Consider the following 16,642-nt stretch of genomic DNA (forward strand, 5'->3'; position numbering starts at 1 on the left):
AACCCTTGAGGTTATCGTATCAAAACACTTCGTTGGGATGTCCCGTGGAAGTGGATGCGCATTTTAGGGATTTTCCCGTCGGCGTCAACACCTGATCAAAGAAAAAATGCAAAAAAACGATCGTTCGGTTAAAAATGATACGATCCGTTTAATCGTCGAGCGATTCCCTAAACATACCCCAGAAAATAGAGTTTAGATTAGGTGAAGTAAGATTGCTAATTCAATCAAATTATCTAAATCAAATTGTAATTAATTTAACTTATATACGGTCAAAGAAAGTCATCAGGGTAATGATACCAATTACAATGACAATCGATGAATATAACAAAGGAAACCATTTTGAAATTAGTTAACGCCATTATCGCTAGTGCACTCGTAATCTTTAGCGCCTCAAGTTTCAGCAAACCAATCGCAGAATCCGCAGATTTAGTCACGCCGTTATTAGTCGGTCAGGAAGTACCTGAAGTTCAGACAACAACATTAGAAGGTAAACAAGTTTCTTTGCAATCTGTAATTGATGGAAAGCCAACGATTCTTTTCTTTTACCGTGGAGGCTGGTGTCCATTCTGTAACGTACAGATGGGACAACTACAGGCCATTGAACAAGACTTGGTCAAACTTGGCTATCAATTAATAGGCGTTTCCACAGATTCACCAGCGGATATGCAAAAAAGTATCACAAAGGAAGCATTAAGCTATCAGCTTGTTTCAGATTTCGATTCAAAAATGAGTCAGGCATTTGGTTTAGCATTTTTCACATCACAAAAAGTGACCGATCGTTACTTAGATAAAATGGATCTGCAAAATCCGTTACAGAAAAATGCTGCGGGTGAAGAAAGATTAGTTCTGCCAGCTCCGGCTGTATATGTAATTGATGACGAAGGTTTGGTTCACTTTCAATACGTAAATCCAAACTTCAGAGTTCGATTAGATCCGCAACTGTTACTGATGGCAGCGGAGTTAGCTAAATAAAATGGCTTATCGTTAATCAGCAAATGAAAAGGGCAGATAAATCTGCCCTTTTTAGTATTTATGAAGCTTACAAATGTTATTGAAGTAAGTTCGCTGGCGAGTATTGGTCGGTTAACACCCGGTAGTCGGATTCCTCTTGTGCCTGACGTTCAATCAAGGATGCGGTATATTTCATATCCACATCTAATTGCTCTAACGGCTGTTGCCAATCTTTGACTCGATTAAACAAGGTTCCTTCATCAGGCAAGTTAGTTGCAGCAAGGATAATACGATTACCGGAATTATTGGCTTTGGTTACAGTATAGAAATCGCCAAAAACATCATGGTAGGTTGCAGTTTCATGATGATATAACAATGAACTTGAGAAGGTATTAGCTACCACGACGCCATCCTCACTCAACAATGCTTTCGTTTCCTGAAGGAATTCGCGCGTTAATAAATGCTCAGGAATATACTCGCCATTAAAGGCATCAAGAATAATTAAGTCGTATTGTTGCTTTTTAATGCCCGCCCGCTTGATAAAAATACGGCCATCCTGATTAAAGGTTCTAATATTGTCCGATTCTTTGAAATCAAAATACTCTTTGGCGACTGACACAACAGCCGGATCAATTTCCACATTGTCGACCTTAATGTCAGGAAACAACAATTGCAGACTATTTGACAAAGTGCCGCCACCAAGACCAATGATCAAAACACTTTCTGGATTTGGGTTAACCAGAAGACCAGCAAATACAAACTTGGTGTAGTCAAACACCAATCGGTTTGGCTCTTCTTTATCAATACAGGATTGGCTGGATACTTTACGTTTAACGGAGAACTTCAGGCAGCGAATATTCTTTTTGTCTTCGACAAAGATGTTTCGATACATGGAACGCTGTTCTTTGATGACTTTCGCGGAAGCTACACTTGGAATAAGTAACAACAAACAGGCCAATGTCGCAGAGACAAAAGGTTGATGAAATGTCTTGAGATTAGCCATGAACCATAACCTCCGCCGCCTTTTTCTGGGCAAGGTGCTGATATCCCCAGGCCAGCATGCCAAGAACTACAAGCAAACCGCAAAATGAAAACAAAATCTGATTCACTTCAAACCACAGTACGAGGTAAAAAGATGTCAGTAAGGTTCCTAACGCACTCCCCATGGTTGAAACGAAATAAAGCAGCCCGGCAATTTGTCCACTCTCGTCCTGGTGCGTTACAAGCAAGCGAATCGAGTAGGGCGAAATCATTCCCAAAATAACCGTCGGCACCAGAAATAAGATGGTTGATGCCACCAGAGAGCCATAACGACTGTCTTCAATATTGATAAACACCCAATCGAGAATATTGGTGGTGAAATAAATCAGGGGTAACAGGGTGGCACCTGCAAGCATAAAGATCATGCCAAATCTTTTCAGTGATGGGTTTTTCATTGATAAGCGACCACCATATAAGTAGCCTATTGATAATGCCAACATGAACACAGTAATAATGCTGCCCCAGACGTGAACGCTGGAACCAAAGTAGGGCGCGAGAATTCGACCTCCCAGTAACTGAATACCCATAATGGAAAAGCCACCAGAGAAGGCGAGAAGAAAAATTAGAGGATTTTGCACGGTACAACCACAAAGCTAGCAATTAACATGGAGTTAACTTACCAGTGAAAGGCTTGCACAGGCAATAGTTATTTGGTGCGGTTTGATGACTCTCGAGTAATCAACTGGGTTGGCATTAATACGGTTTTTGGCTTCGAACCGGCGATCATGCTCAACAGATTATCCACCAAAAGTTGCCCTGCTAATAGGGTATCCTGTTTCGCCGTCGTTAAGGTTGGCTTGGTAAAGCTTGCCATTGGAATGTCATCGAAGCCTACAACTGCGACATCGTCTGGAACCTGTAAACCAGATTCCTGAAGCGCGCGCATAGCACCTATGGCAATCAAATCACTGGCACCAAATAAACCATCAAATGGAATGCCTTTATCCAGCAAAGATTTTGTCGCCCGATATCCCGCTTCTTCTGAAGATATCGCATTTGCCTGAAGGTCAGGATTTACCGCTAACCCGGCAGCTTCCAGAGCCTGTTGATGTCCTTTATAACGACCCAGGAACTCAGGTGCAGCTTCAGAAATTGTACCGATAAAAGCGATATTGTTACTGCCCTTAGATATCAGATGTTCGGTCAATCGCTTGCCGCCGCCAATATTATCACCACCGATACTGGTAACCGGCATATCCGTTACTTCCGCTCCGAATCGAACAAAGTGCGTACCCTGTTGATGCAAGTGCAAAAGCTTGTCCCGGTAATCGGTGTAATCACCATAGCCAAGCAGGATGATGCCGTCGGCTTTATTACTATCTGCGTATTCAGCGTGCCAGTCATTTTCCATTTCCTGAAATGAAACCAGCAAATCATAACCCGAATTAGAACAGGCTCGAGTAATTGAACCTAACATGGTCAGGAAAAAAGGATTGATTTTTGATTCATCGGCACCTTTGTCTTCAAACAACAGTAAGGCAAGGGTATTACTTTGTTGTGAGCGCAGGTTTCGGGCGTTTTTATCGACTTTGTAATTCAGCTCTTTGGCGATCGCCTGAATCTTCTTTCTGGTTTCTTCATTAACCAAGGGACTGTTACGCAATGCCCGGGAAACCGTGGACTGAGAAACACCGGCACGATAGGCAATATCAAATGAGGTTGCTTTCACAATAATACGTCTGGCTACAAATCGATGAGGAAAATGTTACCCCAACTTCAGCGGCTTGTATAGAAGAGAAGTAGTCAGTGCGCAGAACGTGAATATCTAAATCACTTGCAGAAGGCAGAATCCAACTCTGAAATCTGGCGTCTGCGCACTAAACTTTAGTCTCGGTTATATAGATAAGTTAACCGAGGATTGTAACTATTCACTGTCTTTAACCAGACCTACCGATAATGCCGCAAATAGCATTGATACACCTGCTAGCATAACAATGTATATTGCATGATTATCAAACACGGCACTCAGGATCCAACCAGAGAATATACCCGACACGATTTGCGGCGCAGCAATTGTAAAGTTAAAGATGCCCATGTAAACCCCGGTTTTACTAACCGGTAATGAGCCGGCAAGTATTGCATAAGGCATTGCCAGAATCGCCGCCCAGGAAATACCAATACCGATCATAGGTAGCAATAGATAAACCGCATCCTGTGGGATTTCTACTGAGGTGATTAACAAATTCACTTCAACCACTTGCGAAGGACCAAGTAACATGAAGGAGAAATAACCTAATGCACCGGCCAGTAAAGATAGAGAGTAAACCAGCTTACGACCAAATTTATCAGCAAGTTTCGCCAGAAATACAGAGAAGATAGCCGCAAATAGTGAGTAAGCGGCAAAGATAATACCTACCCAGTCACCGGCAGCACCTTTGGCGTCCAGAACGGATTGAGGTACTTCGCCAACAGATTCAATAAAGGCTGGATCAAACCACTGCACTTCAACGCCCCAGATATGCTGGGAAATCGCTGGCATTGAGTAAACCCACATAATGAACAACGCAAACCATGAGAAAAACTGCACAACCGCAAGCTGACGCATGGTATCTGGCATGGTTTTCATCAAACCAAAAAAGTTACGTAAGCTCTGGCCAATAGAGGTTTTCTTTTGATGCTCGGCGGCAATTGCCGCAGCATCTTCACCACGATATGCGTAGTACTCTTCAGGTGGATACTCTTTAGTACGAAATACCGTCCAAAGTACCGAACCTAATAATACGGTTGCACCGATATAAAATGCCCAGGTAACCGACGGCGCAACTTCTCCCGCTTTTGCGGTATTTTCCAGACCAATCACATTGGTAAGCACAAACGGAAGAATTGAACCTACCACGGCACCGATGTTTATCAACAAGGATTGAACCGAGTAGCCGATGTTGCGTTGTGAAGCTGGTACCATATCCGATACGAGCGAACGGAATGGCTGAAAACTAACGTTAAATGACGCGTCCATAAATGCCAGAATGATGGCACCAAATATCATCGGCGCCATAATCGCCACAAATAGCGGTGCGTTAGGCATCAAAATCATACCCAAAGCGGCCAGAATGGCACCGGCGAGAATATAGGGTTTGCGACGCCCAAAGCGATTCCAGGTTCTATCGGATGCAGAGCCGACGATAGGCTGCACGATCAACCCCATGATCGGCGCAACTAACCAGAACAGTGAAAGTGAATGCAAATCCGCTCCGAGATCGGAGAGAATGCGACTAACGTTGGCATTTTGCAGGGCAAAACCAAATTGCACCCCTAAAAATCCGAAACTAACGTTCCAGATCTGCCAAAACGATAATTGTGGCTTTTGTTTCATTGTCATACTTCTTTTAATCGGCGCAAGCGCCATCCCCAAATTTTCATACCCTGGCTAGCAGACTCTATTGAGCCTGCAAACGAATTGCGAATCCGCCGCTGTTGGCCATAGTTAGTTTTAATGTATCTTTAGCAGTCACCATTTTTTCTTCGATGGTGATCTCTGCAGGATTATCGACCCAGTTGGTTTTTTCTGAATCACGGTAAATCTGTGCCCGGTATTGTACGCCAGGCTTCAAGAAGGTCAACGCGACACTTACATCACGAGCATCTTCATCGGTTAATCCACCAAGGAACCAATCCTGACTATCGCGCTGCTGACGGGCAAAGATAACAAAATCGCCAACTTCGCCATCAAGGGCAATACTCTGCTCCCAATCGGTCGGTACATCGCGAATAAACTGGAACGCCGGTAAATTAGCTTCGTAATTTCGTGGCAAATCAGCAGCCATCTGGATTGGGCTATATAAGACCACATACAAGGCTAATTGCTTCGCTAATGTGGTTTGCGGGCGGTTGGTATCCGCACCCAGGCCATTAAAGGTCATGTCAAAAATACCCGGTGTAAAATCCATAGGTCCAGATAACATACGCGTATAAGGTAAAATCGCAGCATGCTCAGGAGGATTTGGTGGATTACCCCAGGCATTGAATTCCTGACCACGGGCGCCTTCACGGGAAATCCAGTTAGGATAAGTACGACGCAAACCCGTATCTTTCACTGGTTCATGGGTATTGATAGAAATCTTGTGTTTCGCAGCAAGCTTTACATTGTACAAATACTCATTCACCATAAACTGGCCATCGTGCCACTCTTTGCGGGCAACACCATTTTCATCGATGCGTTTGATATTACCGCCATCGGCAACATAACCGGTCTTCACCTGAGCCACGTCATGCTTTTCATACAACGTAAAAGCATCTTCCATCTGGTTGCGATAGTTAGTGACATTACCTGAGGTTTCATGGTGACCAATCAGACGCACACCTTTGTCTTGACCATATTTGTGGATAGCTTCCATGTCGAAATCGGGATAACTTTCGGTGAAGCTAAATACATCACCATTGAAGAACCAGTTGCCATCCCAGCCAATATTCCAGCCTTCAACTAAAACACCATCAAAACCATATTTGGCAGCAAAATCCATATAACGCTTAACTTCACTGGTTGTTGCACCGTGTTTATCACCACTGCCCCAGGTGTTTTCGTTAATATGCATGCCCCACCAAATACCAATGTATTTGCCCGGTTCAACCCAGGACACATCACCGAGTTTATTTGGCTCATTAAGATTTAGAATCAGGTGAGAATTTAACAGACCCGTGGCATCTTCACTGATTTGCACGGTGCGCCAAGGGGTATTAAACGCGCCTTGCTTTTTCACCAGTACACCATCAGACCAAGGGGCCAGATCTGCTTTCAGGAATCCATGACGGCGTTGATCTAAGCTCATCGCGGAATAATCAACTAACGCCGCCTCGTGAATACTGACATGTACGCCATTGGTTAATTTCATCGTAAATGGTGTGTGAGCACGATCGACATCGCGAAGCGAGGTGGTGTTATAAACGTATTCATAACGATTCCAGCCTCGCGTTGGGATCCACCAGGCAGCAGCATCGGCGTTTTTCTCCATCACGAATTCGGTCAGCTCGTTGGTGATGTTAATTTCGTCTAACCCTGCCTGTTCTGGAACCTCATAACGAAAACCAACGCCATCGTTAAATACGCGAACTCTTAAGCCATAAGTGTTGACGTTATCGCGATCCGCTTTGAATGTGACACTTAATTCATTATGGTGATCTAAGATTTCTTTGCTTTCACCCCAGGGCTGCTGCCAGGTTTGTTTTACCTGATTACGCTTACTCGAGTTAATTTCAAAGCCAGATTCAAAATAATCGCTGTCACGAAATACCAGGCCAAGCGCTGAAGGTTCAATCACTTCCTGACCGTTAAAATCAATGCGATATTTTGGCGTTTTATCGTCATCACTGACGGTAAAGGTAATTTTCCCATCAGGGGACGATACCGATACTTCTTTGGCCAAAACCGATGCACTAAATGCACTGGCGATGACTACGAGATAGCAAAAGCTCTTGTTTACTTGTGTTAACTTACCCATAAACTTTCCTTTTGTTTACGCTCAGCCAGGCCTGTTGGCTAACGAACGAATACCGCTACCGTTAATTTGCCAACTTCAAAGCCTGAGTCTGTAACTCGACTTGCACTAATGATTGCATCATCACTTTGCTGTTGAGTTGGATGTAATTTCCAACCTTCAATATCGTTATAAGCAAAACGACTGGTCTTAGCCTGGTTGTTAAATATCACCAGAATCTCAGCAAATTTTGGATCTAGGTCAGCCTTGCCGTCGATGTTGTCTGCTAGCTTCATGGCGATAATGCCAGGTTGCTGTTCTTTACCGGTGTTTTCGAAAGTCACTCGCTGTTGAATGTCTTCAGCGGTTGGCAAACGGAACAACTTCGACGACATGCGAATCGACAGATACTCGATAAAACGCTGTTTGGTCCAGGCAATATGCTCAGGCTTAACCAAATCACGACCTTCATTGTTGTTGATTACATCGGTAATCAATTGCCAGTTTTGCTGATCTTTTTCCGCTGGTGGCAGACCAACATTGTAATTGTTGGTTTGCATCGCAAAATCGACCTGATTGAACCAGTCGCCGTAATCGTAACTATCCCTTAGATACGCCTTAGAACGCAGTAATTCAGATCCCATGTGAATAAACGGAATACCTTGTGCCATCAATGGGTAAGCCAAAGACAACACTTGTACGCGGGCCCTGTCTTCAGTGCTCATGTCATAAGGCAAACGATACTGGTTGTTATCCCATAACGTCTGATTATCGTGTTTGGACACATAGTTAACGGTATCGGCAGGATCTAAAGCGTAGCCGGTCGGCTGAGCACCGTAAGGAATATCTTTACCCAACACCTGTTCCCCCTGACTATTCTCAAGCGGGAAGGTAGCCAGGTTTCCGGCAAGACCAACACGGATTTGATCCATAGCATTGAGAGACTGAGATTGCTTATTTGCTACCAGCTCGTTGCCATACGTCGTTAATTCATTTCCATAGGTACCCAGGCCATTACCAATGCCCTGAGCTTTACGGATATCATCGCCAGCTGCGTTAAGCGCACCGCCACGAACCGCATCTCGCAAGCGGTCGCTAAAAGTACCAATTTCCGTTCCAGCTAGCTCAAGTTGGCTGGCTTGAACAAATCGTTGGTTATTGGCCACTTCGCCAAAGTTCCAACCTTCGCCGTAGAAGTAGTTATCCGGATCAACGGCGTGAACCGCTTTTCTTGCTTCAAGCATCAAATCTTTAGGCTGGTGCCCCATTAAATCGAAACGAAAGCCGTCAATCTTGTAATCACGAGCCCAGACAACCAGAGAATCAACCATCAATTTCGCCATCATCGAACGTTCTGTTGCGGTATTATCACAGCAGGTTGATTGTTCGATATCACCAGTTATTGGGTTAAGGCGCTGATAGTAATCAGGCACGATTTTATCGAGGACAGACGTAGTTTCCAGGCCTGCTTTGTGGGTGTGGTTATAAACCACATCCATAATCACCCGAAAGCCCATATTGTGCAGGCTTTGCACCATTTCCCGAAACTCGACGATACGCGCCATGCCCATCGCGTCAGTCGCATAACTGCCTTCTGGAACCGTATAGTGGAAAGGATCATAGCCCCAGTTGTAATCGTCAATATCACGCCATTGGCTTACTGCTTGCTGGGCTTTGTCACTCATTGGGTCGAAGGTTTCTAATACCGCGCGCAGTGTCTGTTGCGATTGCTCTTCATCAAGCTTATTTTCGCCCTGACACCAGACATGTTCAGCTTTCAGTGAACATAGCTTAGCAACCGTATCATCCAAAGAAACGCGCAGCTTCGGATCTTCGTTTACGGTACCGATATCAAAGGCAGGTAATAGGTGGATATTATTCAGGCCCGCTTGTTTTAACTGTTTAAGGTGACGAATACCGTCGCTGGCTTTTTCACTAAAAGCCTTATATTTGCCGACAAAATCTGAGTTGCTCAGAGCGTTATCATGGGCGGAAAAATCACGGATATGAGTTTCGTAAAACACATTGTCCTCAAAATCCTGCACTTCTGGAACCTGATGCTGTTGCCAGCCTGCAGGCATTGTTTCGGCACCATCAAGGTTAACTAGTTGTGAGTACTCACTATTTGTTGACAATGATAAAGAATAAGGATCGGTAGTGGTGATATTAACGACTTTACCTGCATCAGGATGGTAAATTTCGAGAATATACTGATAGTAATAACCCTGATAGTCCCCGGAAAGATCTCCGGACCAAATTCCGGTGCTAGTATCTTCACTAAGCTGAACTTTGGCCGGTTCTGCCGGCACACCAGGTTTTTCAAACAAAGTTACCGATACGGATTTCGCCGTTGGTGCCCAAAGCGAGAACTGAGTATTGGATTCACCAGCTTGTTTTGAGGTGGCGCTACCGAACCTAGTATATTCATCGGCATCATTGCTACCGGATGTATATAAGGCATCTAAAAGATTCCCGAACTGCACAGCAGTTGCAAAAGTAACCTGCTGACTTTCATCAACATTTATCAAATATAAAGGTCCCTTTACTAAACTGCGGATATCTGCGTCTGGCAAAGTTAACTGATAAGACTGACGAGCGGAAAAACTCGCCAGATGTGGATATTTTGTTGCCAGTTGTTCAGACATCTCATTGACTTGCAATGGATGCAGTTCGCTGACCTGGCCAATCATGTCGATTGAAGTCAGGTAGGCTTTTTCCGCCAAAGGATCGGTTTGACCGTCAACCAAAACAATATGATTTTGTTGTAACCAGTGAGCCTGAGCCGACTTGGTAGCTGCGAGTATTTGCTTTGCTGAAATCTCTGGCTGCTGACCTTGTTCGTCAGCCTGACACCCTGAAAGGGCAATCATTGATATAGGAAGAAATAAGGAAGCAGACGTCTTCAAAATCTGAGCAAACCTGAGGGAAGGGGCTTTAATCATATACTTTTCCGTACCATTAACAGGCTAGCGCGCAGCCTGAGAAAATAGTGTTTAAAACCAGAGTCCTGGACTTGGTTTTGACTTTCGCTAGGATGCTCGAACCTCTGGCAATTAGCAAATGCATACGTATTCAAGCATTAATGAGGGTGTCACAATATTGCAATATTCACCCAATAACCTATTGTTTTAAGTGCTTTTTAATCCGCCCTTGTTAATCACTGGTTAAAGTTGTTACACCCGCACACGTCTTTTATGAATACGTATGCAGGGAATTCTTTTATCGGACCAGTGCCATTAACATAGTCAGAATCCGCAAAAAGTGGGTGATTTTTGTACAAAAAACACATATAACTTAATCAGGATGATTAAGACAATAATGATGCATGGATGTATACGGGGAGAAACAATATGTTAAATTTTAAGCCGAACAAGGTGGCGTTGGCGCTGGTTTCGACTGGCCTGATTTCCATGAGTTCTGTGTCTTTTGCTGCTGAAGAAACAGCGGCAGAGCAAGAAGTTGAAGTCATTGAAGTTACGGGTATCCGTGGCAGTCTTCAAAAAGCACAAGCTATCAAAATGAGCACCAACTCAATCGTTGAAGTGCTATCTGCTGAAGATATCGGTAAATTACCTGATACTTCAGTCGCTGAATCTCTTTCTCGTTTACCAGGCCTTTCTGGTGAGCGTCGTAACGGTCGTACTAGCGGTCTATCTGTTCGTGGTTTTAACGAAAACTACGTCGGTACTTCACTAAACGGTCGTGAATTACTAGGTATGGGTGACAACCGTGGTGTTGAATATGATTTATACCCTACCGAAATCGTATCTACTATCGTTGTATATAAAACACCTGAAGCTGGCCTAGTGTCTCAGGGTATCGGTGGTACAATCGATCTACAAACTGTTAGTCCATTAAATGCTGATTCTACTTTCACCATCAATGCTGACTATGAGCAAAATGGCGAAGATGCAGCAAACCCAGACTACGATAATAACGGTCATCGTTTTTCATTCAACTGGGTTGACCAATTTGCTGACGACACTTTAGGTCTGGCACTTACTGTAGCGACTCAGGAAACTCCTCGTCAGGAAGAGCAATTCCGTGCATGGGGTTATGCTGACTCTGACGACGGTAAAATCTTAGGCGGTCACGATTCTTTCGTTCGTTCTGCAATGCTAGAGCGTGATTCAATCGCTGGTATCGTTGAATGGGCGCCAACTGATAATTTAAAACTTCAGCTAGACGCTTTATACATCGACTTCAATGAAAACGACGTACGTCGTGGTCTTGAAGAAGGTGGTCCAGTATGGGGTGGCGTAAACTACACTGTTACTGAAGTTGAAAATGGCCTTGTAACTTCAGGTTATTGGGATGGTTTCCACTCAGTAATTCGTAACGATGCGCGAAGCCAGGAAGCGGAACTTACCACTTTCGGCTTAAACGTTGAGTACTCTCTAACTGATGACTGGACTTTAGAAGCCGATCTTTCGACGGGTAAAGTTGATAAATTACTATTTGACGTAGAGAGCTACTCAGGTGTTGGCCGTGCAGGTATGGCTGACCGTCCTACTGCTGCGCGTTCCTGGGAAATGACATCTACTGGTGTTATGTACTCAGATCATCCAACCTTACCAGGTGTTGATTACACTGATGAAAGTTTAATTCGTCTTGCTGGTCCTCAAGCTTGGGGTGCGCCAATTATCGGTGGTGACGCACAAGACGGGTTCGTTAACCGTCCTGAGTTTGAAGAAAGCCTGGACAGCTTCCGTTTATCTGTAAACGGTGTTGTTGAATGGGGCTTCATTTCTGCTGTAGAAGCAGGAATCATGTACTCTGACCGCAGCAAATCAAAACTTAATGAAGGTGACTACCTAACAGCGCCTTCTTATCCTGGAGATGCTCCTATTCCTGAAGTATTGGGCGTAGCGGATCTTAGCTTCATTGGTATCAACGGCGTTCTTGCGTACGATTCACTAGGTCTGTTTAAATCCGGTTACTACACAGCAACTGAAGCTTCATTGGTTCAGAACGATCGTCTTGGTGATACTTACGAGGTTGATGAAGAAATCACTACCCTTTACGGTAAGTTGGATATCGATACTGAATTTGCTGGTATCTACGTAAGCGGTAACTTCGGCGTTCAGGTTATTGACGTTGACCAGAGCTCTACAGGTTTCTCAACAACGACTGAAGAAGGCACTGGTAATACCCTGGCAACTGCAGTTTCTGGTGGCGACAGCTACACTGACGTTCTTCCTACCTTAAACTTAAGCTTTGAGATTGCTGAGAACCAGTTTATCCGTACTGCGATTGGTAAAGTTCAATCTCGTCCACGTATGGACCAGATGAAGCCTAACAATCAGTTCGGTTTCTCATTTAACGCAAATCAGGTAGGAAGTGAAGATCCTGAAAATGGCCCTTGGAGTGGTAGCGCTGGTAACCCAACGCTAAAACCTCTTGAAGCAAACCAGTTTGATATCTCTTACGAGAACTACTTTGCTGATGAAGGTTACTTCGCTGCAGCCTTCTTCTACAAAGACTTAACTAACTGGCACCGTTCTGGTAGCGTGCTAACTGATTTCTCTGACGAGTACATTCCGGGTTACCACCAAGTCACAGTTGTTGACGAAGTTACTGGAGAAGAAACTATTCTTACGCCGCAAACCTTCGAAGGTTTTGTAGGCACAACGACTGATGGTTTTGAAGGTTTTGTACGTGGTTACGAATTCCAGGCAAGCGTACCGTTCAATCTATTCGCCGATGCTCTTGACGGCTTTGGTTTAGTAGGTAGTGCTACGTTCCTTGACGGTGAGTTAGATGACGGTGGCCGTATTCCTGGTTTGTCTGAAGAGAGCTACTCTTTCACGGCTTACTATGAAAACAGTGGTTTTGAAATCCGTTTATCAGGCACCAAGCGTGATGAATTCTTAACTGAAGCTCGCGGTCTGAGCTTATCACTACAAGAATTCGAAAGCTTAGGTGGTGAACTTTGGGATGCACAAATCGGCTATGACTTCAGCGAATCAGGTATTGACTCTCTAGACGGTCTGCGTGTTACCTTCAAGGTTCAAAACCTTACCAAAGAAGACGACGTTCAGGCAGATGCTGCGGACTCTCGTTTCGTTACCTTGTATCAGTACTACGGTGCTAACTACTTACTTGGTATCAACTACGAGTTCTAAGACACTCTGAACTGTTCGAAAAACCTGTTAGGATAATTCCTAGCAGGTTTTTTTTTATCTAACCTTTTTCTTGAAAGCGTTTTGTTGAAGGTCTCGTGACAATGCAACAACCTATAAAAAAATTAGTTATTCTTGGCGGTGGTACATCTGGTTGGATTTCCGCTGCATTATCAAAAAAGCTTCTTGGCAATGCCATCGAAGTTGAATTAGTAGAATCCAGTGAAATTGGTACCGTCGGTGTTGGTGAAGCCACCATACCACCGATCAAATTATTAAATGATGTACTTGGCTTAAATGAGGCTGAGTTTTTACGAGAAACTCAAGGCACGATCAAACTGGCTATTAAGTTTGAAAATTGGAAGAACGAGAATCATAGCTATTACCACACGTTTGGTTCCGCCGGAAAAAGCATGGCGTTCTGTCATTTCCACCATTTTTTAAAACGTGCGGGTGAATTAGATGATGACAGTAAGTTATGGGATTACGACTTAAATGCCCTTTGTGCCGAAGAGGGCAAATATGCTCATATCCGTCACCAGGATCCGATTCTGGAAATGCCCTACGCCTATCACTTTGATGCTGGATTATATGCTCAGTATTTGCGTAAATTCTGTGAAAAGATCGGCGTTCAACGCACCGAAGGCACGGTGGCCAAAGTCCATCAAAACTCGCAAAATGGTTACATCGAATCTCTGCAGTTAAAAGACGGTAGCCTGATTAGCGGTGATCTATTCCTCGATTGTTCCGGCTTTCGCGGCTTATTGATTCAGCAGACTCTGCAAACGGGCTATGAAGACTGGAGCCATTGGCTGCGTTGTGACCGAGCCGTTGCGGTGGCTTCAAAACGATTTGAGCATACCCTGCCATATACGCGTTCTATCGCCCATAAAGGCGGTTGGCAGTGGCGTATACCTTTACAACATCGCAATGGTAACGGCCTTGTTTACAACAGCGGCTATTATTCTGACGATGAAGCCACTGAGTTGCTGCTAGGTAACCTTGATAGCAAAGCAATCACCGATCCAAAAGTGATTAAGTTCCAAACCGGACGCCGTTATCAGCAATGGAATAAGAATGTGATCGCCGTCGGACTTTCCAGTGGTTTCCTGGAACCATTGGAATCAACATCGATTCATTTGATTCAATCAGCGGTCGTTCGCTTAATTCACTTATTCCCGCATCATGGTATTAACGACGCCATGGTTGATGAATATAACAAGCAATCAAAATTGGAATTTGAACAAATTCGTGATTTTATCATTCTTCACTATCACGTTAACCAGCGCACCGATAGCCTGTTCTGGCAAGAGATGCGGGATATGAAGATTCCAGAGACGCTAGCCCACAAAATAGAGTTGTTTAAACAAGATGGTCGCTTATTCCGGGATCAAAATGATTTATTCCTGGAAAGCTCATGGCTACAGGTAATGCTGGGACAAGGCCTGGTGCCAAACAGTTATCATCCGATGGCTAACGCCATGCCGGAATCGAAATTGAAAGCTATGCTTGAAAAAATCAAAGCCATCAAACGGGAACCGGTTTCGGCTATCCCTAGCCATGATGAATTTCTAAAGCGCTACTGTGGACAATAACATGGCAGAGCAAAAACCTTTTCACATTCTCATCCTTGGTGGCGGCACCGCCGGCTGGATGGCAGCAAACCTGTTTGCCAACCGCTGGCGCAATTGTGACAATCAGAAATCGGTAAAAATTACCCTGATTGAATCTAAAGACGTTGGCATCATAGGCGTAGGGGAGGGCTCTACGCCAACCCTAAAGCGCTTCTTTGAAGACTTAAATATTCCTGAATCACAATGGATGCCAGCGTGTGATGCTACCTATAAGGTGAATATTCGATTCAAGGACTGGAGCCCGCAATCGGGTATCGCTGATTATTCTCATCCGTTCACCACGCAAGTGGATACCTTCACCAAGCGCGCGTTTTTAGTTAATGGCCGAACCCGGAGAATGGGCTTAGACACCCATACCCGTCCTGATGATTTTTTATTAAATGGCGTGCTGGCCAATCAAGGTAAAGGCCCGCTAACCCCTGACAATTTTCCCTTTGTCATGGAGTATGGCTATCACTTTGATTCTGGCAAGCTTGGCCAGTTTTTAAAGGACAAGGCTATTGCCGCCGGCGTCGAGCACAAGCAGGCACATATCACCCAGGCAAAACGCTCACCTCAGGGCGAACTGGAAGCCATTATCGATGATCAGGGCGAAGCCTATAGCGCTGACTTTTTTATCGATTGCACCGGTTTTTCCTCGCTGTTAATGCAAAAAGCATTACGCGTGCCTTATAAAAGCTTTAAATCGAACCTTTTCAATGATTCTGCCGTGGTGATGCCAAGCTCGATGGACTCGATAATTCCCGTTGAAACCGAAGCAACGGCATTGAGCGCTGGCTGGTGCTGGAAAATTCCGCTTACCAGTCGCTATGGCAATGGTTATGTTTTCAGTAGCGACTTTATCGACAATGATCAGGCGGAAACCGAATTTCGCCGCCATATCGGCGCATTGGATTCGGAACAGGAATGTCGTTTTCTAAAAATGCAGGTCGGCCAGCTAACCGAACATTGGTCCTATAACTGCCTTGGCCTGGGATTATCGCAAGGGTTTATTGAGCCTTTGGAAGCAACGGCTCTGCACCTGGTTCAGGTCAGTATTGAACTGTTTGCCAGCCTATTGGAAAAGGGTAACTTTTCCAGCCATTATGCGCCGGAATACAATAAGAAAATTAGCGAGCGCTTCGAGCGGGTTCGTGATTACATCGTTGCCCATTACAAACTGAATACTCGTGATGACAGCGAATACTGGCGTGCAAATCGCGACAACAACAAGCTGTCGCAATCGCTGTTAAGTATTCTCGACTGTTGGTATCAACGTGGCGATTTAAACGAAGAAATTGAGCGTCAGAATCTGGATACCCATTTCGATGCGGTTTCCTGGAATTGTTTACTCGCCGGTTATGGTACGTTTCCACCGTTGGCACCGAATCAACCTGGTCAGGGCGACCTTTATCAGGAAAAGAAGATTCAGCAATTTTTACATGGCTGTAGTTTAAACTTTAGTGATCACCAGAGTAATTTACGCAAGTGAAGTTAACTAAAA

Annotated in this window: 10 protein-coding genes; 4 read left to right on the plus strand and 6 right to left on the minus strand. The window is 44.5% G+C overall.

The window, feature by feature from the left end:
* Positions 1-339 precede the first annotated feature (339 nt).
* Entirely contained in the window at positions 340-972 is a 633-nt protein-coding gene (locus tag FNC98_RS15920; RefSeq protein ID WP_260680381.1) for a peroxiredoxin-like family protein, read from the plus strand.
* A 76-nt stretch (positions 973-1,048) separates the two neighbouring features.
* Here FNC98_RS15920 and FNC98_RS15925 read toward each other — a convergent pair whose 3' ends face one another.
* The 6 genes from FNC98_RS15925 to pulA form a co-directional block, all read right to left on the minus strand.
* The gene (locus tag FNC98_RS15925) at positions 1,049-1,954 is read right to left on the minus strand and encodes a spermidine synthase (protein WP_144035252.1); all 906 of its coding nucleotides are present in this window, start codon (positions 1,952-1,954) and stop codon (positions 1,049-1,051) included.
* Complete coding sequence (locus FNC98_RS15930) at positions 1,947-2,519, minus strand: fused MFS/spermidine synthase (protein WP_144035611.1); 573 nt, start codon at positions 2,517-2,519, stop codon at positions 1,947-1,949. Before FNC98_RS15930 ends, FNC98_RS15925 begins: the two co-directional genes overlap by 8 nt.
* Before the next feature lie 119 nt (positions 2,520-2,638).
* Complete coding sequence (locus FNC98_RS15935) at positions 2,639-3,667, minus strand: LacI family DNA-binding transcriptional regulator (protein ID WP_144035253.1); 1,029 nt, start codon at positions 3,665-3,667, stop codon at positions 2,639-2,641.
* Between the two features lie 189 nt (positions 3,668-3,856).
* Complete coding sequence (locus tag FNC98_RS15940; RefSeq protein ID WP_144035254.1) at positions 3,857-5,305, minus strand: MFS transporter; 1,449 nt, start codon at positions 5,303-5,305, stop codon at positions 3,857-3,859.
* 64 nt (positions 5,306-5,369) lie between these two features.
* Positions 5,370-7,427, minus strand: coding sequence for a glycoside hydrolase family 97 protein (locus FNC98_RS15945; protein WP_144035255.1), 2,058 nt, complete (start codon positions 7,425-7,427; stop codon positions 5,370-5,372).
* 38 nt (positions 7,428-7,465) lie between these two features.
* Entirely contained in the window at positions 7,466-10,345 is a 2,880-nt protein-coding gene (gene pulA, locus FNC98_RS15950; protein WP_260680382.1) for a pullulanase-type alpha-1,6-glucosidase, read from the minus strand.
* Between the two features lie 408 nt (positions 10,346-10,753).
* On the opposite strand from pulA, the gene FNC98_RS15955 reads away from it, so the two are divergent.
* The 3 genes from FNC98_RS15955 to FNC98_RS15965 all read left to right on the plus strand — a co-directional run bounded on the left by FNC98_RS15955 (position 10,754) and on the right by FNC98_RS15965 (position 16,630).
* Positions 10,754-13,528 carry a TonB-dependent receptor gene (locus FNC98_RS15955; protein ID WP_144035256.1) on the plus strand — a complete coding sequence of 925 codons (2,775 nt, stop codon included), beginning with the start codon at positions 10,754-10,756 and terminating at the stop codon, positions 13,526-13,528.
* A 101-nt stretch (positions 13,529-13,629) separates the two neighbouring features.
* Complete coding sequence (locus tag FNC98_RS15960) at positions 13,630-15,120, plus strand: tryptophan halogenase family protein (RefSeq protein ID WP_144035257.1); 1,491 nt, start codon at positions 13,630-13,632, stop codon at positions 15,118-15,120.
* A gap of 1 nt (position 15,121) precedes the next feature.
* The gene (locus tag FNC98_RS15965; RefSeq protein WP_144035258.1) at positions 15,122-16,630 is read left to right on the plus strand and encodes a tryptophan halogenase family protein; all 1,509 of its coding nucleotides are present in this window, start codon (positions 15,122-15,124) and stop codon (positions 16,628-16,630) included.
* Positions 16,631-16,642: the final 12 nt, after the last annotated feature.

The sequence above is a fragment of the Thalassotalea sp. PS06 genome (genome assembly GCF_007197775.1).
Classification (GTDB): domain Bacteria; phylum Pseudomonadota; class Gammaproteobacteria; order Enterobacterales; family Alteromonadaceae; genus Thalassotalea_A.